The organism is Owenweeksia hongkongensis DSM 17368, assembly GCF_000236705.1.
In the GTDB taxonomy this organism is placed as follows: Bacteria; Bacteroidota; Bacteroidia; order Flavobacteriales; family Schleiferiaceae; genus Owenweeksia; species Owenweeksia hongkongensis.
In genome coordinates, this window is the sequence record NC_016599.1 from 440,990 (window position 1) to 458,688 (window position 17,699).

A 17,699-nucleotide genomic window follows, 5' to 3' on the forward strand; every position below is an offset into this window, starting at 1 on the left:
TTCTTTAACTGTGTAATTAACAGTTAGGTAGTTGTTAATGTTCTAATTTCTGATTTTCAAAAGAGGCAAAAAATTAATTGCTGAAAATCTAGTAAAACAATAAACTTAGAATTGGTTTTTAAGCATTATGAGGCCTCTTGGGGTCTCATTTTGTTTTTCACCAACTGAAACGCCATGAAAGTGGTAAGAAGCATCAAAGCACCAGCTACAATGTTTGGCATAAAATAGGTCAATCCAAAAAGGAAACCTCCCAATGATGGACCAAAAACACGGCTAAGTGCACCTACGGATTGTGCGAGCCCCAGTATTTTTCCTTGTTCCTTCTTTTTAGCATTTTGCGAAAGCAAAGAAGAAATGATTGGCGTTACAAATGCGTTTCCAAAAGAGATGAGGGTAAGTGCGATGATAGTTAAAATAAGGAAGCCTCCGGGAGGTGCAAATGGAAGACTGGCCAACCCAGCTGCCATCATTAAATTACCAACTACAAACAATCTACGCTCGCCAAATATATTACTGAGTTTGCCAACAAATAGCCCCTGAATAAGAGCTGTAGAAATACCTACATAGGCAAACATTACCCCAATCTCCTGCTCGTTTAATTGGTACTCTTTTGCCCAAAGCAATGACGCTGTAATTTGCATCATTGAAAAAGCCATGATAAATACAAAGTGAATCATCAGCACACTTCTAATCTCAGGGCGCGGAAGGATTCTGTAGATTTCGGTAAAAGGATTTTTGAAAAGCTTTGAATCCGCATTTTTTTCCTTGTTGGATTCTGGAAGGAAAAAGAATGCAAGAAGAAAGTTTAACGTTGAAATACCAGCAGCTACATATCCCAGGCCTTCAATGCCAAAGTTGGTTTTAAGGTACCCGCCTAGTGGAGGGCCAAATATGAAGCCAATTCCAAAAGCTGCTCCGATGTACCCAAAATACTTTACACGCTCCTTGGGTTTTACCAAATCACTAATGAAAGCTTGGGCTGCACTAAGGTTTGCTGCTCCAATTCCAGATACTATTCTTGCCAAAAATACCAAAGCGATTAATGTAGCATTTGCCAATACCAGATAGGAGAGTACCATGATACCAATGCTAATAAGTATTACAGGTCTTCTACCAATTCGGTCGCTCAACCCTCCCCAAAAGGGGGTGAATAAAAATTGGGCTGCTGCAAATGAAGCTTCAATAAGGCCAATGGTAAATTCAGAAGCACCAAGCTGATCGGCATAAATGGGCAGAACAGGAATAATTATTCCAAAGCCAAGCATATCTATGGCAATGGTAATTATCAGTACAAGAATTGGTAATTTTTTCATGGGGCGGCAAATATACCCACGTTCATTATTATGAGCCCAATTCTATCAATAACTTTTCGGAGGATTGTAACTTAAACGTTGTTTTTTCTACCGCAATATGAGTTTTTGGAAATACTGCTTTAGCTTCTTGTAAGAGTTCATCAAACTCATCATATCGTACTGAAAAGTGCCCTATAATCAAATGTTTGGCTTCAACTAGTTGAGCAATTTCTGCTGCTTGTTTAGCTGTGGAATGCTTGGTTTGCTTAGCTCTGTCTTTTAAATCTTCACTGAATGTAGCTTCGTGATAAAGTAAATCTGGGGCATCGGGTAAAAGCTTTCGAAGTTGTTTGATAGGCTTGGTATCAGTACAAAAGGCGTAGCTCAAAGAAGCAGGAGCGTCCGTGGTTAGCTCATGGTTGGGCACAATGTTTCCATTTTCATCTTCCCAATCAGCTCCCTGTTTTATTTGTCGTATTTCAGCATTTGGAATACTATACTTTGCCAGGGCTTCTTTTATAAACTTCCTTGGTTTTGGTTTTTCCTGAAAAAAGAAACCACAGCACGGAAGACTGTGTTTTAAGGGAAAGGAGTGAACCTTAATTCCTTTATCCTCATATACTAAGTCAGGCTCCTTCATATTGAGAGGATGAAAAACAAGGGGGTATCTGAGCTTAGCATGAGAAAGAGCCAGTAAGTCGTAAATACCTTTTTCAAGCTCTGGTGGGCCATAAATGTGTACTTCCTTTTGTCTATCCAAAAGATGAAGTGTGCTGAGTAGAGGTACTAATCCATAAAAATGATCACCATGAAGATGACTGATAAGGATGTGTTCGATGCGAGAAAAACCAATTCTATTTCTGCGTAATTGTATTTGAGTACCCTCACCACAATCCACTAAAAAGTGACGACTGGCAATAGTTACAAACTGGGCAGTAGGATTTCTTCCGCTGAGCGGAATAGCGGAACTGCTCCCTAAAATCTGAACTTTAAGTTCCATTAGCGGGAGATTGTAAATCTCCCTGTAAAGGTTTTTTGATTTTCTTGTATAGTATATAGATACACTCCTGGGCTCAATGAATGGACATCAAAAGTAAAAGTGTTGTTGCCGTTGCGTACATCAAAAGATTTTGCAGCAACTACTCGGCCTAACATATTGGTAAGAGTTACTTCGGCTTCATCAGCAACCTGACCTTGATAATCAATATGCAGAGTGTTATTTGCAGGATTTGGATAAAGCTTTGGGGCTTTATTGCTTGTAGCAACTTCATCAAGTCCTACGGGCTGACCTCCTTTAATTACAAGCATAAAACCACTAATTGTATCTCGAAGAGGGGTAGGAAGGCCACCTATCGTGACGTTGTATTCAATCGCTACTTTAAGTTCTATTGAATCATTAGCTTGAGGAGTGCCCGTCATGCTAAGACAGCCCGAAGAGCCTCCAAAAATTTTACATCCCGCAGGATTACAACTTGTGGTAAAACCTGCAGGCATACCCAATACACTATCAAGTTTCACATAGTTTATAGTTACCGTTTGTCCAAACGCAGGGGTGTCAACAGGAATTTTAAAATAAAGAACTTCATTATAACTTTGACCAACGTAGGCATATGGCAAAACCACATATGGAATTCCAAAAGCAGTGTCATGTCTGCTTCCTGGAGGTGCCTGATAAAGGTCGGTGATGGTAGGGTCGGGAGTACATTGAGCATTTGTAAAAAAAGTTGTGAAAAGCACAACAGATATGCTAAGTAGTATTTTCTTCATAATGTTAAATTTTTCGCTCTATTTCTTCCATTTCCAGAATGTCCAAAGCTTCGTTTTCATTTGCTGCCGATGGGGTAGTAAGTTCTAGTTCATCAAGCAGTTGTAAGGTGGCAATTACGATAAAGCTTTGGTCTTGTTTAATAAAACGATCTATTATCTTTTTAAGTTGGGTAGGTTGGCGAAAATTTCTCGCTGCAACCATGTGCAAAATAACATTTTCAGAGGAGACATCGTCTAAAATATTTTCTAGGCTCTCAAACTCAGAGTTACCCACGCTCTCAAAAGGACAGCGAATAAAAATATGATCATCCCGATATTCCACCTCATAGTTCATACTTAGCCTTTGAAGTTCATCTTCTTTTTAGAAGCTAAAAGGTACAAAACGGCCATTCTAATAGCTACTCCATTTTCCACTTGATTTAGAATAATAGAATAATCGCTATCGGCTACTTCGCTGGTAATTTCCACACCACGATTTATAGGACCTGGGTGCATTATGGTTATGTCCTTCTTCAAGCTATCCAGCATTGGCAGGGTAAGACCAAATTGCTGGGTGTATTCTCGCACCGAAGGGAAATATTTTATATCCTGGCGCTCATGCTGTACTCTTAGCATATTAGCTACATCACACCACTCCAGAGATTCTTGTAGATTATGCGAAACTTCAACCCCCAATGTATGAATGTATTTAGGAATAAGTGTGGTTGGCCCGCAAACTCTGACTTCAGCTCCAAGTTTTTGCAGGCAAAATATATTGGACAGAGCAACTCTAGAGTGAAGTATATCTCCAACTATCACCACTTTTTTGCCTTTCAAATCATTATGTTTCTCTCTCATAGAAAAAGCATCCAGTAGTGCTTGAGTAGGGTGCTCGTGAGCTCCATCACCCGCATTTACTATGGTGCTGTCCACGTTTTGTGAAAGAAATACAGCCGCACCTGGGTTAGGGTGCCGCATCACCACCATGTCCACTTTCATAGACAAAATGTTGTTTACAGTATCAATCAAGGTTTCACCCTTGGAAACAGAAGAGGAGGAGGCCGAAAAGTTTACAGTATCAGCCGAAAGGCGCTTTTCTGCCAGCTCAAATGAGAGGCGTGTTCGTGTACTATTTTCAAAAAAGAGATTAGCTATTGTAATATCCCTAAGTGAAGGTACTTTTCTGATAGGTCGGTTAATCACTTCTTTAAACTGATCTGCCGTTTGGAAAATCAGATTAATATCTTCTGTGCTAAGGTTTTTAATACCAAGTAAATGGTCTACACTTAACTCACTCATCTTTTGGCTTTATAAGGTATACTACGTCTTTTTCACTTTCTTCTTTCCACTCCACGGCTACTTTTTGCGAAGCCAAGGAGTCTACTTGCTTTCCTGTATAATCTGGTTGAATTGGTAGCTCTCTGGAAAATCTACGATCTATAAGTACAAGAAGTTCAATTTCTGATGGGCGACCAAAACTGTGAATGGCATCCAAAGCAGAGCGTACACTTCTGCCGGTGTACAGAACATCGTCCACAAACACTACTTTTTTACCTTCTAGAATTACATCAATCTTAGTTTGATTGGGTTGAAGAGGTATATCTCTACGTCTAAAATCATCCCTGTAAAAGGTAATGTCTAGTCGACCATGGTTTACATCAGAAATACCATTGTCCGCAAGCTTGGCTAGTAGTTTGTCAAGTACCAAAACACCACGTGGCTGTAACCCTATGAGTACTGTATCTTTAAAATCACCATGATTTTCGATAAGCTCACAAGTGAGTCGGCTAAGAATAATGTCTATGGATTTACCGCTGAGCAGTTCTTTTTTGATCATCAGAAAAGGATTGTGCAAATGTAATCATTGATTGAATTCAAATATCGGCTTCTTCGATCACTTTCTTCCAGTCAATGCCGTCAAAACTTCCAGAACTCATAATTAACAAGACGTCATCTTTCTTAAGTTCCGTTTTTATCTTGCTGATTAGGTTGGTATTGTCATCAAATACTTCCAGTTGGCTGTTGCCAAATTTATCTTGAATGGCCTGCGTATTTAGTTCTGGCAACCTCTTGTGCGCGACTACTTCCGGGTTAAAATATACATACTTTACATCTGCAGCATCCATACTTTCAGCATATTGATCCATAAATTCAATATTTAAACTGCTAAAAGTGTGTAATTCCAAGCAAGCAATTACGCGTCTATTTGGAAAGCTTTCTTTGACAGCATTTACGGTAGCATTCACCTTAGAAGGGGCGTGTGCAAAATCGCGGAAAGCCTTTATACCTTCTGATGCATCAATAGTTTCAAGCCTACGGGCAGCACCTTTGAATGAAGTGATAGCTTCATAAAACTGCTCATCATTTATGCCCATTTGGTTACAAATCCAACGAGCGCCTTCCAGGTTATTCATATTGTGCTTTCCGAATATAGAAAGGGGCACAGGACCTTCCTCAGTATTTAATACAGCATGTCCATCATTTACTTCGTAGTCTGGCAGACCGTAGGCAAATTTTTTCACCTCATTTTTGGTGCGTTCTATTACATTGTCTACCTCGGTATCGGTTTGGTTATAAATTACCACACCTCCCGGTTCTATGCTTTCCAGCAAAAGATCAAATTGCTTTACATAGTCATCATATGTAGTAAACACATTAACATGATCCCAAGCTATTCCTGAAATTAAAGTGATATTGGGTTTGTAGTGTAAAAATTTAGGACGTAAATCAATAGGAGAGGAGAGGTACTCGTCACCTTCGAGCAAAATAAAGTCGCTATCATTTGTGAGGCGTACCATGGCATCAAAACCTTCTAGCTGGGCGCCAATCATAAAATCACATTGATGATTATGATAATGTAGCACATGAAGAATCATTGCCGAAATGGTAGTCTTGCCATGACTTCCAGCAATAACTACACGGGTTTTGTCTTTGCTTTGCTCAAATATAAACTCAGGGTAGGAGAGTACTTTAATCCCCAATTCATTTGCTTTTGCAAGCTCAGGGTTATCCTTTCGGGCGTGCATACCCAAAATGATATAATCAAGATCTGTAGTAATATTTTCAGGGTACCATCCCATAGACTTGGGAAGTAATCCTCTAGAATCTAATCGTGAGCGAGATGGTTCAAAAACTTCATCATCACTGCCACTTACTTCGTATCCTTTTTGGTGAAGGGCTATTGCCAAATTGTGCATGGCACTTCCGCCAATTGCAATAAAGTGTACTTTCATTTATATAATTGCTTAGCGCAAATCTATAAAAGCATTTATTGTGCGGGCTGTACTACTTCCAATTTTGTTGCGTCAGCAAGATTTATCATAAAACGTTCGCCAATTAGATCGTCTAAAGCACCTACCATATGTACTTGGTTGGCATCTTCTTTCGAAAAGTCAATCACCCCAGCTGATCCATCAAAAATGTCATTAATATCAAATTGAATAAGCAATTCCTGAGTGCTACTTGAGTTTACCTCCAAATCAGAGCTAAAGTCATACTCGCGAATTTGATATAAAGCATCTTTACCTGGATGTATAGAAACTAAGTAGTCAGTGCTAGTAGAAGTTTGCGTAGACTGGCCTTCAAGTTTTACAAAACGATAATTAATCATTGGCCAGTACATGCTCTGATAATTGGAAAGAGGATGATTTTGCGAGAAAGAGGTTGGGTCTGAAAGGTTTTGCTCTGCATCTACACCGTATCCAATTTTGATACTGGTATAATTTCCATAAGGAACATTGAGAGTAGTGGTGTTATCATCATTTTTTACCGGTGATAAAATATCCACACCTTTAACTAAGTGTAGTGTACCATCATCTTCTGTAAGAGTAATGTCGGACACATACATTCTTAATAATTGTAGCTTAAAATCAAACCCAGTGGTAAGTTTAACATCATCACCCAAAGCCATTTGATTGTTTTCATCCATAATAGCAAACTTCAGTTTTACCATTTTATCTGGATTTAACTCTTCTTTTTTATCCTCTTTGCAGGAAGATAATCCGATTATTAAAGCTAATCCAGCAACAGAAAATGTCTTTAAGGTTTTCATAATATTTTTGTTAAAACAAGTTTACTTGAAGACTATCAGCTACTTCTAGTGCAGCATCCATGTCAAACTGATTGGTAGGGTCAGTTTTAATTACTGGTCGGTCATAGAGTTGCATGTCATTAAATACTGGCCATAAATTTATTTGCACTATAAACGGAATTACGGCTGTACCTGAAACTGAAAAATTATTCACATCACTAATTTTGGACCTTGAATATGCTGTGGTTCCAATTCTAATATCAAAAGGAATTTTTCCAATGGAATCCAATGGATCAAGTGGATCAAAAAGCTTGCCCTTTATGACTATATGGTCAATACCATCTGCATCTAATCTAAATACACTGGAATTTTTCAATTCATCATCCTGAGCCATGGCCTTGGTGTAACCCACTCCTTGGGCAGAATCTAAACCTAACCTCAATCCATATTGGCCAGAGTATCCGCCAGTTATAAAACGAGAGATTAATCGCTCTTGGTTTTTGGCTGTAATTAAAAATGGCTCTGGTCGGTGCAGAATAGTATCACCTTTTTCAGCAAATGTATAATCGCTAAATGCAAAACTCATTTCAGTAAAATAAAACTCAAGACCCAAATTATTGGTGTAAATGGTGTCAAGATGTACCGTTGAAGTATCGTATAGAATAGACGTTTCAATATTTACATTGTCTTTATTTTTTGCGGGGTTCTCGGTAGTTAGATCTTTCTCTTCGCATGCAAAGAAAGCTGGTACTATGAGTAGAAGAAATAATTTTCTCATTGTTGAAATAAGGGTTAAACTCCAAATATAGCAATACAATTACTATTGAATGATAGGAGATAATTAAAAAATAGGAGAGACTTATTAAACGCCAGCTTAGGAAGGAATGTCGCTTTGTTCAGTTACTTGGCTATCCTTAATTTTCTTCATGGTATTGAAGTCTTCGGTTTGCTCAATATTACGCATCAACTCGTCCAAAATTTGACGACTGTTCATGTTGTCGTAATCCAGCTTTAGCGGTTCCTTTATTGTAATGGAAAGTTTTACACCTCTTTTTTTAAGGTATAATCCTTTTTTATCAAATGCTCTTCTAAAACCATCCACCACTACAGGAATTACAATAGGCTGAGTCTCTTTAATGATATGAGCAGTGCCTCTTCTGCCAGGCACATAAGGAGTGGTGGTTCCTTGTGGGAATGTGATTACCCAACCAGCATCAAGTGCTTTGTAAATTTTGTTGATATCGCGCTTATCTACTCCACGATCCACCTCTTTACCAGCTTGACGCCAGCTACGTTTAATGGATACCGAGCCTACATAAGCAAATAGCTTTGGCAAAAATCCAGCCTTCATGGTTTCAAGAGCGGCCACAAAGAATATGTTGAGCTTAGGATTAAGAAGGTATATAGGGTTTGTAATTTTATCATACATACCCCATTTAGCAGAACAAAAAACTTGATAAAGTCCCATTACATCTGCGAAGTAAGTTTGATGATTGCTCACAAACATAACCTTAGTATTGGGCAAGCCCTTAAGGTGTTTACTTCCTTTTATTACTGTTTTGTTGACAATATTAAAACGATAAAATGCAACGAGGCCAACAATAAATATTAGAAACCTCTTTATTATCAGTGAATTGCCGAATGCATCGCGTAGTCTGATCTTCATGTAATGCTGAAATATCCTGGGCCAAAGATAGAATTAATAAAAAAGGAGGTGCTACAATACCTTAATAATCATCTGTCGAAGCTCGCTTAGCATCATAGCTGTGGCTCCCCAAATAGTGTGTCCATCTACGTAAAAGGTAGGCACATCCATGTTGAACCCACGCACATTTATTCTTTGTTGCTTGATGGATGAGTCTAGCAAAAAGTCATTAAAATCAACAGTAATAACATTCGCCACCTCACTAACCTGAGGAATAAACTGTGGCTCTTGGTGATAAATTCCTGTAAAAGGATGAACCATAAAATTGCTCGGAGGGATATAAATAGGAGAGAAACTACCAAATACTTCAATCTCCGATGCTTTCAATCCAATTTCCTCTTCGGTTTCGCGAAGAGCGGTTTCTTTAAAAGAAGTGTCTTGTTCTTCAACTTTGCCTCCAGGAAATGCAATTTGCCCAGAATGAACACCTTTTGATGTGGCTCGTTCGATGAGTACAAGGTGTGGCCTTGTTTTTGTTTCAACGAAAAGCGCCATAACACCAGCCTGCCTAATATTAGTCTCTTCTATTTGAGAAGGTACGAAGGCTGTTCGGCCTACAGGGGCAAGCATATGCTGTGCATCACTGCCCGGTAGCGGTTGCCGAAGTGCGGATTTTAAAACGCCTTGAAATTGTTCAAAGTTCAAGTTAAGTAGCTTTATGATTAAGTCTAAACCGATGAACGAAGGTAGAAATCTAGATTAAAAAAATATCAATGTGATAACATTAAATAAGTTTTAATTATTAAATTTGCTCATCCAATTTGTAAAAGTAATATAATGACAATAACACAACTTCAATATTTAATAGCGGTAGACAACCACAGGCACTTTGCTCGTGCTGCCGAGGCATGCTTTGTTACTCAACCCACATTGAGTATGCAAATTCAAAAATTAGAGGACGAATTGGGTGTATTGCTTTTTGACCGAAGTAAACATCCGGTAAGACCTACATCTATCGGGGAGCGTATTGTTAATCAAGCACGCACTGTTGTTCATGAAAGTGAGCGTATTCATCAAATATTGCAGGAAGGTAAAAACCAACTTGAAGGTCCGTTTAAATTAGGAGTTATTCCTACCGTAGCATCTTCATTAATTCCTCGTTTCATTGCCAATTTCCATAAGAAGTTTCCCAAAATTCAACTGCAAATTCAGGAACTTCAAACCGAAACTATTCTTGAAAAGCTCAGGATGGATGAGTTAGATGCTGGAATTATGGCGACACCTCTTGATGAAAAAGGAATTATAGAAAAGCCTTTATATTATGAGCCATTCATGGCTTTTATTCCTGAAAATCACCGTTTGGGTAAAGAATCTTTTGTGACGAACTCTGAACTTAATGTGGATGACATTCTTTTGCTAAATGAAGGACATTGCTTTAGAAACAGTGTTTTGAATATTTGCAATCAACCGAAAAAAGAAGATAGCAAGGCTATTAAGTTGGAAAGTGGAAACTTTGAAACACTGGTGAAGCTAAGTAAGCAAGGTTTTGGAATGACTTTGATTCCATACTTGCACGCATTGGATCTTGCTGAAGAAGATCAAAAACTTGTAAAGCCAATTGCTGATCCACGACCTATGCGTGAAGTTAGCATTGTGTATACAAGAGCCGAACTTAAGATTAAGGTAATTGAGGAGCTTCACAAGATCATTTTGAATAATATTCCTGAGAAACTTGCAAACGAAACGGAAGACGTGGTAAGTCCGTTGAAGAGCGCTTAAGGATTAAGTTAAGTTTAGTTTTTGAAGCACAAGTTGGTTTTCCGACTTGTGCTTTTCTGTTTTTAGCTAAGGCTAAAATCGAATTTTTACATTCGCATTTCTCAATATCTCTTTAAAGTATATGCTAAGATTCCCTCTTCGTCCCAAATCATTATTCCTTTATGCTATCCTCAGTTTTTTGTTTTTGGCGGCTTGTAGCCAAAATAACACCGCAGCAGATACAGTTATAAGGAGGGAAAGCACACAGATTAAGGTAGAGAACAAAAGGAAAGAACCTAAGACTTTAACAGAGAATAATGCTCAGGACTTCTTAAAGCAATATGCTGCTGAGCATAAAGAAACCGTGGTTGAAGTAAGCACTCCAAAAGGAAATATTAAAATCCAACTTTACAAAAACACGCCCCTTCATAGGGCAAATTTTTTATACCTAACTAAAAAGAAATATTTTGATGACACTTGGTTTTATCGGGTAAGCGAAGGTCACGTAATACAAGCAGGAAATACCGATGCCGTGGAAACTGTGAGAAAACGAAAGAAAATAGGCGAGTACAAAATTCCTGCAGAAATGGTGGAAACCAACTATCATAAATATGGCTCTGTGGCCATGGCACGTTCGTATTTTCAAAACCCAGAAAAGCTTTCTGACCCCTATGAATTTTACATTGTGCTAGGCAAAAGTTACACTCGGAGGGAGCTTGAGTTATTAGCAGAAAAGCATGAAATGACCTTTACTGATGCACAGTTAGATTTTTATAGTAAGAATACAGGTTCGCCACATTTAGATGGCCAGCATACAGTATTTGGCGAGGTGGTAGCCGGAATGGATTTTGTGGAGGCAATAAGTAAAGTGCAGGTAGATGAAGGGGAATGGCCTGTGGTAAATTTGCCAATTAAAGTAAAAGTGGTGAAATAGCTTAATGCTTTTCAAACACTAATTCTCCAGCTTTTATCTCAATGCCCAAGTGGTTTTCCTTTGGCGGAATAGGGCAAGAGTACTTATCGTTATAAGCGCAGTAAGGATTATAGGCTTTATTAAAATCGATAAGTAATGTATCACCTTCAGGAAGGGTGGCTTCTACATATCGACCGGCTCCATATGTTTCTTCTCCATTGGTAAGGTCTGTAAAAGGAATGAACAAGTAGTCTTTGTAATTTGGGAGACTTAACAATCTAAGGTTTTGATAAACCGGTAAATCAAATTTTTGTGAGTCAATTTCGAAATGGGCAATGCCCCACTGGCGATAATCTGCCAAGCGGTCGGTGCTAGTTTTCATTTTAAAAGGGACACTATCCGGTGTTTGGGTAACCGAAGCTATTATGTAAAAAGTCTCATTGATGGGATAAAAAGCTAGGCTATCAAAGTTTTTTCTGTCTATATCTTTGAGAGGACTTTGGGTAGAATCCCTAAACTCTGCATTTTGCTTTTTGCGCCAAGCCGTGTTTTCTTCAATAATATTTTGAGCGGAAAGCATTGAAGCAACTAAAGTGAAAAGAAGAATTAGTGGGGGTTTAATCATGTGTTATGGATTGCGCCTGTGGCGTTTGTTTATTGTAACCAAACTTAAAATAATTCAATTAATAAAATAAGGAGAGCTTATTTGTGTGCTCTTAAAAATTCACTATGTTTGAGCTAATGAAAAGCACAATGCGCAATAATAATATTTACCATAACCAGTCTTGCAATAAGATGTGGACGGTAAGTATATTGGGGCTAGAGGTGCAGCATATTAAATAGAATTAGATTTATATCAGCATAAACCAAAAGCCCCGAAGAAATTCGGGGCTTTTTTTGTGGTATAAGTCGCAAAGCAAAAAGGCAATGAAGGACTATGTGAAAATTTTGGAGAGCAACAAGAAAGCAAACTTTCAAAAAGTGGTAACCATGCGTGGTGAGGGGCAACCCAAGCTTCAGTGGAATGCACTTAACCTTATTGAAGAAGCTTCTGCACAAATGCAGCATAGACTGAATGATATGCTGGACGACCACCTAAAAATAAAGGTGCCCAATGTGAAGCTCGATATATTTAATGAGTTAGGCACTGAGCCTCAACTAATGGTAAAGGCACAATTGTATGCTTCTAATAGCAGAGAAATACTGCTCAAGGTATTTGTACACGAAGTACAAGGTAAGGGCAAAACCAGAAAATTAGCAAAAGCTATATACCACTTACAATTGGTAAATACACTTAGTGGAAAAAAAGTGGCTTAACCTATTTAATTTCAATTTTGCGTTGTCTGACTTTAGGGTCATGATCATGCCTACCTATGGAAATTATGAGCACTCCGTCTTTAAAAGTGGCTTCTATTTTATCTTCATTTACATCATCCGGCAAGCTGAATGAACGCTGAAATGAAGATTGGTAAAACTCACGTCTAGTGTAATTCTCGTTAATTTCACTGCGTTTTATTTCTTCGGCTTCAATGGTCAAGATGTTTTGATCTACTGATAGATTGATACTTTCACGCTTATAGCCGGGCAACGCCAATTGAATTTCGTATCTATCGTCTAGAGATTGAACATTGGCAGCGGGCCTATAATCACTTCTTCTCATGAGGCTATCTGTAAAGAAGTTGTCTTTGAAATAGCCTGAGAAAGAGTTTCTATTTCGAAGGTCTTCGTCAAATTGTCTAAGTGACATAACTATTTATTTTTAATTAATACTTTGATATTAAAACGGTTGAGTTTATTTCATTGTTCACAATGAGATATGAACTTATAAAGGAATATCTCTAGACAGCATATGTATTCTAAGGTTTGGCACGTAATTAGTAGATTAGCCGCTGTTTTTAAGAAAATATAATAACTACATAATGAGAATAAAAAGTTTCGCAATAGCCCTATCGCTATGTGCTACTATTCCACTTGCGGCACAGGATGAACTGATTGACAAAGTAAAAGACAATGGAGCTGCAGATGCAGAGCAAGGTTTTGAATTTGAAACCATAGTAGATTTAGAAGCTACTCCGGTAAAAAATCAAGGGAGAAGTGGTACTTGCTGGAGTTATGCCACCAGCTCGTTCATAGAATCAGAGATGATTAGAATGGGTAAGGAGCCAGTGGATATTTCCGAAATGTTTACCGTTCGTCAAGTATATCTGGATAAAGCTGAGCGTTACGTACGTCTTCATGGTAATCTAAACTTTGGACAAGGTGGTGCTTTGCCAGATGTAATGTATGTTATCAAAAAGTATGGTGCCGTTCCTCAAGAAGTATATGAAGGGTTGGACTATGGGATGGACGAAAACAACCATGGTGAGCTTGAAAGTATTTTGAAAGCACAACTTGAACAAGTAGTAAAAAATCATAACAAAACACTTTCTCCAAGTTGGAGAAAAGCTTTTGAAGCCACGCTTGACGCTTACCTTGGAGAGTATCCAGAAGAGTTTGAGTGGAACGGAAAAAAGTACACTCCACGTACTTTTGCTGATGAAGTAATTGGTATAAAGCCGGATAACTACATTCAGATAACATCGTTTACACACCAGCCAATGCATGAGTTGGTAATGATTGAGGTTCCTGATAATTGGCTTTGGGGAGAGAGCTACAACGTAACTCTTGACGAAATGGAGCAGGCTGTAGATTATAGCTTAGAGCAGGGCTACACTATGGGCTGGGCCACTGATGTTAGCGAAAAAGGTTTTTCATTGAAGAATGCACTTGCTATAGTTCCTGCTGAGGATTATAGCGATATGACTTCTGAAGAGCGTGAAACAATGTTTGAAGGACCAAAGGAAGAAATGAAGATTGATGCGGAAATCCGTCAAGCGGCTTATGATAACTATGAAACCACTGATGACCACGGTATGCAAATTACCGGGAAGGTGAAAGACCAAAATGGTAATGAGTACTATGTGGTAAAGAATAGCTGGGGCGAGCGTAAAAACAGTAACCGTGTAGGGTACATTTATGCATCTGAGTCTTTCTTTAGATATAAAACTATTTCGGTGCTAATGCATAAAGATGCTTTACCGAAAAGCATCAAAAAGGAACTTGATCTGTAAAAGGGATTGATTGCTTTAAAATTGAAATGGCCGCTCATCGAGCGGCCATTTTTTTTGCGTTAACAAATCGTTTGAGAACAATTATCAAGCGTATTAGACTTAACTATTTTGGCGCTTCATGAAAAATCATGCTGAAAATGCTTCCTTCTCCTTTACGACTTTGGATATCTAACTCGCCATTTTGATTTTGCATAAACTCACGGGTAATTAATACTCCAAGTCCGGTGCCTTTTTCATTCATGGTGCCAAGGGTGGTAAAATCACCTTTCATGTTTTTAAGCTTATCTACTTGATCTATAGACATGCCTACTCCATTATCAATTACCCTTATAATTTTGTCTCCATTTTCTTCAACTGCCTCAATGGTGATTACACCACCGCTATTGGAAAATTTGATGGCATTGTTCACCAAGTTTCGGAGGCAGATATCTAGCTGACTCATGTCGGCTTTCACTTTTAAGAAATCGGGAACGTGAATGTCCAATTTAAGATTTTTAGAATCCAAATTTGCCTTTACCTGGCTTTCGATTTGCCACACCTGAGGTAATAGGTGAACATCTACGATCTTAGTATTGATACCCGTCAACTGCTTTTTACTCCATAGGAGTAAATTTTCGAGCGCATTGCTAGAGTTGTCAATCGATTCGCGAAGCTTTTGGACGATTTCTACACGATCTTTTTTAGTCAAGTCTTCCATTTCCAACAGTTCTAAAACAGATTTAACTTGATTTATAGGTTGGCGTATATCGTGGGTAAGTATTGAGAAAACCTTGTTTTTATTTTTGTCAAGATCTTTAAGTTGCTGGTTGTCTTTTTTCAACTCTAGCTGCTCTATACTTATTTGTTCCTCTTTCTCAGAAAGTTTCTTATGTGTTGTTTTGAGTTTTTTTAATTCTCGTTTTTGCTTAAAGAGTAGGATGGAAGTAATAAGTCCAATAATGAAAGCGATGGCTGAGAAAATGATAAGCCCAATTATCACTTCTTTACCTTTCGCTTTTATCAATATTCTTTTAGGGGAGGAGGATACAGAAGCCTCTAAGGTATCCGTCTTAGGGAGTGTATCAATTCTTGTTTTTGGCTTCGTGGTGGTAAAGGGCAGGGTTACCAACTCAAAGCTTTTAAGCGAATCTTGAATAGTGTTTAATTGTAAAAGAGCTGTTAAGGCTTTGGCCGTATCAGCACTGGCTAAGTAAACTTTATGTAGTTGATTAAGGACTTGTAGTTTGAGCGAAGTAGCAGCAGGAAGATTGTTATGAAGATTTTTTGCCTGTTGGGCAAATTCAATACTTTTTTGGTTGTTTTTTTTCAGAATATAAACTTCTGATAAGTTGATTTGGGCTTCAATACTTAAGGTAGGACTGTGATGGGCATTTGCCCATAATAAAGCTTTTATACCAGCTTCTTCAGCCTTTTGTGGGTTGAGCATTGCCTGCCAATACTTAGACCAATTCAGGTTTAAATTATAAAGATAATCAGGATGTAAAGCTTTTTGCTTGGTTTTGTTCAGTAAATCATAAGCTCGGCTTAATTGACCAAATTCAATTTCAATAAGAGCAAGTTGCTGAAAAATGGCAAACTCCAGATCTAAGTTTAGATCAGCCGATTCCAAAATAGATTTAGCTTTTATTAAACCTTTCTTTGACTTTGAGTATTGCTGTTGAGTAAAGTTGATTTGCGCAATGTGATATTCGGATAGCGCATGGTAATAATGATTATTTATTTCTAAAGCTAGCTTTGTGCTATTCCTTAATTTACTACGTGCTTGATATAAGTTTCCATTTTCAAAATCAATAAGAGCAAGTGTGATAAGGGCAGCACATTGGCCTTCCTTGTTTTTATACTTCTGAAATATGGCAAGCGCTTCATTTTGTAAAGCTAATGACTGATTTAATTCGCCATTTATAAATCTTGATTTAGTTTCAAGACCGAGTGAAGAAGCATATAAAAGACTGTCTCTATTGCGCAGAGCACTTATCTGAATATTTTTAGCAATACGGTTGCTTTCACCACTGGGCATGGCCAAAATACTATCCGAATAAATATTCAGACTATCAGTATTAACAATGTTTTGCCAAAAAAAACTACTTTGGCCATACGCACCAAAACAGAACAGCAAGAATAGTATGTTCGTTTTCAACAATGTCCTCATTAAGCTTGACCGCTAATGTAACCGAGTGTACTCATAGACTGTTCTAATAATAGATAATAGCGGTGTTTTTTTCGATAAGAAACTACCTACAAAATATGCAACCAAAGTGCCCAAAATGTGCGTGGTTTCCAACACCTGATACCCTCTGGCACTGTGAGTATTGCCAAAGTGTCGATCAATTACTAGATAAAGCGGGTGAATGTTCACAATGTGGCTTTAGGCACCAGCAAATTTATTGCATTGAGTGGGAAGGCGGATGTGGTGAATCCAGCCCTTTACTTGATTGGTTTCCGGATTTGGATGCTGGACTGACTGAACTAAATATTACTCGATCACCCGACTAATGAAAAGCGAATTCCAGCCTCTGTAGCTTTCCAATTTATGATTTCCCACTTTATAAATAGAGCTAAAGTTTTTTCTGCCTTCCGAATAGGGATTTTGGCTATTTTGGAAAACTTGCTCAGTGATATTTCTTCATTTTCACTTAAATAGTCAAAAAGCATTCGCTCATGGTCGCCATAAGCTATTAAGTTTTTCCTTTCGCTCTTCGGTGTTTTGTCACGCAAGTAGGAGAGAAGCACCCCGTTAGCCATAAAGTTTTCATCATTTTGCCTTACATAGGCAATCCACTTCTGGTCTTCAGTTTTTGCAAAATGTGGCCGGTTTATAGATGGAGGAACTTCTATTTCTAAAATCAACTTATCCTCGGCAGAGTATACAGTTGAGTAAAACTCGATGGCTGGTTTACAGTAAATATTTGCTGCACCATCTATCATGTAAAATTCTTCTTCAGGATCAATACCAGCAAGTCTACCATTGTCTTTTACACCAATCAGTAATTTGCCACCATCAGTATTGGCAAAGGCGCATAAAGTTTTTGCTATTTTTTGGGAGCTATCAATGCGAAATTTAAAATCCTGCTTTTGATGCTCACCTTCCTTTATCATTCTGTTCAAATCAAACTCGGTACCCTGTATTTGGTCGAGCTGGCGAGGATGATTTGATGGGGCTCCTTTTGAGTTCATTTTTTAGGGTAAAATTGCTTGTGCGTAGCAA

Annotated in this window: 19 protein-coding genes; 4 read left to right on the top strand and 15 right to left on the bottom strand. The window is 38.2% G+C overall.

Going from position 1 to position 17,699, the window contains the following annotated elements:
• Window positions 1–125: 125 nt before the first annotated feature.
• The 11 genes from OWEHO_RS02075 to OWEHO_RS02125 form a co-directional block, all read right to left on the bottom strand.
• Window positions 126–1,313, bottom strand: a complete 1,188-nt coding sequence (locus OWEHO_RS02075; RefSeq protein WP_014200798.1) for an MFS transporter — start codon at window positions 1,311–1,313, stop codon at window positions 126–128.
• Window positions 1,314–1,341: 28 nt separating this feature from the next.
• A complete protein-coding gene (locus OWEHO_RS02080) occupies window positions 1,342–2,292 on the bottom strand; it encodes a ribonuclease Z (protein WP_014200799.1) in 951 nt (316 codons plus the stop codon).
• A complete protein-coding gene (locus OWEHO_RS02085; protein ID WP_014200800.1) occupies window positions 2,292–3,059 on the bottom strand; it encodes a T9SS type A sorting domain-containing protein in 768 nt (255 codons plus the stop codon). Before OWEHO_RS02085 ends, OWEHO_RS02080 begins: the two co-directional genes overlap by 1 nt.
• Window positions 3,060–3,063: 4 nt before the next feature.
• The gene (locus tag OWEHO_RS02090) at window positions 3,064–3,393 is read right to left on the bottom strand and encodes a hypothetical protein (RefSeq protein WP_014200801.1); all 330 of its coding nucleotides are present in this window, start codon (window positions 3,391–3,393) and stop codon (window positions 3,064–3,066) included.
• 2 nt (window positions 3,394–3,395) lie between these two features.
• Window positions 3,396–4,337, bottom strand: coding sequence for an aspartate carbamoyltransferase catalytic subunit (locus OWEHO_RS02095; protein ID WP_014200802.1), 942 nt, complete (start codon window positions 4,335–4,337; stop codon window positions 3,396–3,398).
• Window positions 4,330–4,875, bottom strand: a complete 546-nt coding sequence (gene pyrR, locus OWEHO_RS02100; RefSeq protein ID WP_014200803.1) for a bifunctional pyr operon transcriptional regulator/uracil phosphoribosyltransferase PyrR — start codon at window positions 4,873–4,875, stop codon at window positions 4,330–4,332. Before pyrR ends, OWEHO_RS02095 begins: the two co-directional genes overlap by 8 nt.
• Window positions 4,876–4,912: 37 nt before the next feature.
• Window positions 4,913–6,271: a UDP-N-acetylmuramate--L-alanine ligase gene (locus OWEHO_RS02105; RefSeq protein ID WP_014200804.1), complete on the bottom strand. Its 1,359-nt coding sequence runs from the start codon at window positions 6,269–6,271 to the stop codon at window positions 4,913–4,915.
• A gap of 35 nt (window positions 6,272–6,306) precedes the next feature.
• Entirely contained in the window at window positions 6,307–7,089 is a 783-nt protein-coding gene (locus OWEHO_RS02110) for an MbnP family protein (RefSeq protein ID WP_014200805.1), read from the bottom strand.
• A 10-nt stretch (window positions 7,090–7,099) separates the two neighbouring features.
• Window positions 7,100–7,846, bottom strand: coding sequence for a hypothetical protein (locus tag OWEHO_RS02115; RefSeq protein ID WP_014200806.1), 747 nt, complete (start codon window positions 7,844–7,846; stop codon window positions 7,100–7,102).
• Window positions 7,847–7,942: 96 nt separating this feature from the next.
• Window positions 7,943–8,734: a lysophospholipid acyltransferase family protein gene (locus tag OWEHO_RS02120; RefSeq protein ID WP_014200807.1), complete on the bottom strand. Its 792-nt coding sequence runs from the start codon at window positions 8,732–8,734 to the stop codon at window positions 7,943–7,945.
• Window positions 8,735–8,785: 51 nt separating this feature from the next.
• On the bottom strand, window positions 8,786–9,418 hold the full coding sequence (locus tag OWEHO_RS02125; protein WP_014200808.1) for an NUDIX hydrolase: 633 nt from the start codon (window positions 9,416–9,418) through the stop codon (window positions 8,786–8,788).
• Window positions 9,419–9,550: 132 nt separating this feature from the next.
• On the opposite strand from OWEHO_RS02125, the gene OWEHO_RS02130 reads away from it, so the two are divergent.
• Window positions 9,551–10,492 (top strand): LysR substrate-binding domain-containing protein, encoded by a 942-nt coding sequence (locus tag OWEHO_RS02130; protein WP_014200809.1) that lies wholly within the window; start codon window positions 9,551–9,553, stop codon window positions 10,490–10,492.
• A gap of 121 nt (window positions 10,493–10,613) precedes the next feature.
• Window positions 10,614–11,405, top strand: coding sequence for a peptidylprolyl isomerase (locus OWEHO_RS02135; RefSeq protein WP_014200810.1), 792 nt, complete (start codon window positions 10,614–10,616; stop codon window positions 11,403–11,405).
• 1 nt (window position 11,406) lies between these two features.
• Here OWEHO_RS02135 and OWEHO_RS02140 read toward each other — a convergent pair whose 3' ends face one another.
• On the bottom strand, window positions 11,407–12,009 hold the full coding sequence (locus OWEHO_RS02140; RefSeq protein ID WP_014200811.1) for a DUF1684 domain-containing protein: 603 nt from the start codon (window positions 12,007–12,009) through the stop codon (window positions 11,407–11,409).
• A gap of 302 nt (window positions 12,010–12,311) precedes the next feature.
• On the opposite strand from OWEHO_RS02140, the gene OWEHO_RS02145 reads away from it, so the two are divergent.
• Window positions 12,312–12,701 carry a hypothetical protein gene (locus tag OWEHO_RS02145; RefSeq protein ID WP_014200812.1) on the top strand — a complete coding sequence of 130 codons (390 nt, stop codon included), beginning with the start codon at window positions 12,312–12,314 and terminating at the stop codon, window positions 12,699–12,701.
• 1 nt (window position 12,702) lies between these two features.
• Here OWEHO_RS02145 and OWEHO_RS02150 read toward each other — a convergent pair whose 3' ends face one another.
• Entirely contained in the window at window positions 12,703–13,131 is a 429-nt protein-coding gene (locus OWEHO_RS02150; RefSeq protein WP_014200813.1) for an Hsp20/alpha crystallin family protein, read from the bottom strand.
• A gap of 172 nt (window positions 13,132–13,303) precedes the next feature.
• Here OWEHO_RS02150 and OWEHO_RS02155 point away from each other — a divergent pair, with 172 nt between their 5' ends.
• Entirely contained in the window at window positions 13,304–14,494 is a 1,191-nt protein-coding gene (locus OWEHO_RS02155; RefSeq protein ID WP_014200814.1) for a C1 family peptidase, read from the top strand.
• Window positions 14,495–14,597: 103 nt separating this feature from the next.
• On the opposite strand, the gene OWEHO_RS02160 is transcribed toward OWEHO_RS02155, so the two are convergent.
• Together OWEHO_RS02160 and OWEHO_RS02170 are read right to left on the bottom strand one after the other, a co-directional pair.
• Entirely contained in the window at window positions 14,598–16,631 is a 2,034-nt protein-coding gene (locus tag OWEHO_RS02160) for a tetratricopeptide repeat-containing sensor histidine kinase (protein WP_169312754.1), read from the bottom strand.
• A 344-nt stretch (window positions 16,632–16,975) separates the two neighbouring features.
• Complete coding sequence (locus tag OWEHO_RS02170) at window positions 16,976–17,668, bottom strand: AlbA family DNA-binding domain-containing protein (RefSeq protein WP_014200816.1); 693 nt, start codon at window positions 17,666–17,668, stop codon at window positions 16,976–16,978.
• Window positions 17,669–17,699 lie beyond the last annotated feature (31 nt).

Bases quoted from the DNA above. Each gene is read 5' to 3' on its own strand.
- pyrR (WP_014200803.1), bottom strand. From the start codon at position 4,875: ATGATCAAAAAAGAACTGCTCAGCGGTAAATCCATAGACATTATTCTT.
- OWEHO_RS02170 (WP_014200816.1), bottom strand. From the start codon at position 17,668: ATGAACTCAAAAGGAGCCCCATCAAATCATCCTCGCCAGCTCGACCAA.
- OWEHO_RS02135 (WP_014200810.1), top strand. From the start codon at position 10,614: ATGCTAAGATTCCCTCTTCGTCCCAAATCATTATTCCTTTATGCTATC.
- OWEHO_RS02145 (WP_014200812.1), top strand. From the start codon at position 12,312: ATGAAGGACTATGTGAAAATTTTGGAGAGCAACAAGAAAGCAAACTTT.
- OWEHO_RS02090 (WP_014200801.1), bottom strand. From the start codon at position 3,393: ATGAACTATGAGGTGGAATATCGGGATGATCATATTTTTATTCGCTGT.
- OWEHO_RS02075 (WP_014200798.1), bottom strand. From the start codon at position 1,313: ATGAAAAAATTACCAATTCTTGTACTGATAATTACCATTGCCATAGAT.
- OWEHO_RS02110 (WP_014200805.1), bottom strand. From the start codon at position 7,089: ATGAAAACCTTAAAGACATTTTCTGTTGCTGGATTAGCTTTAATAATC.
- OWEHO_RS02155 (WP_014200814.1), top strand. From the start codon at position 13,304: ATGAGAATAAAAAGTTTCGCAATAGCCCTATCGCTATGTGCTACTATT.
- OWEHO_RS02085 (WP_014200800.1), bottom strand. From the start codon at position 3,059: ATGAAGAAAATACTACTTAGCATATCTGTTGTGCTTTTCACAACTTTT.
- OWEHO_RS02130 (WP_014200809.1), top strand. From the start codon at position 9,551: ATGACAATAACACAACTTCAATATTTAATAGCGGTAGACAACCACAGG.
- OWEHO_RS02105 (WP_014200804.1), bottom strand. From the start codon at position 6,271: ATGAAAGTACACTTTATTGCAATTGGCGGAAGTGCCATGCACAATTTG.
- OWEHO_RS02115 (WP_014200806.1), bottom strand. From the start codon at position 7,846: ATGAGAAAATTATTTCTTCTACTCATAGTACCAGCTTTCTTTGCATGC.
- OWEHO_RS02150 (WP_014200813.1), bottom strand. From the start codon at position 13,131: ATGTCACTTAGACAATTTGACGAAGACCTTCGAAATAGAAACTCTTTC.
- OWEHO_RS02120 (WP_014200807.1), bottom strand. From the start codon at position 8,734: ATGAAGATCAGACTACGCGATGCATTCGGCAATTCACTGATAATAAAG.
- OWEHO_RS02140 (WP_014200811.1), bottom strand. From the start codon at position 12,009: ATGATTAAACCCCCACTAATTCTTCTTTTCACTTTAGTTGCTTCAATG.
- OWEHO_RS02095 (WP_014200802.1), bottom strand. From the start codon at position 4,337: ATGAGTGAGTTAAGTGTAGACCATTTACTTGGTATTAAAAACCTTAGC.
- OWEHO_RS02080 (WP_014200799.1), bottom strand. From the start codon at position 2,292: ATGGAACTTAAAGTTCAGATTTTAGGGAGCAGTTCCGCTATTCCGCTC.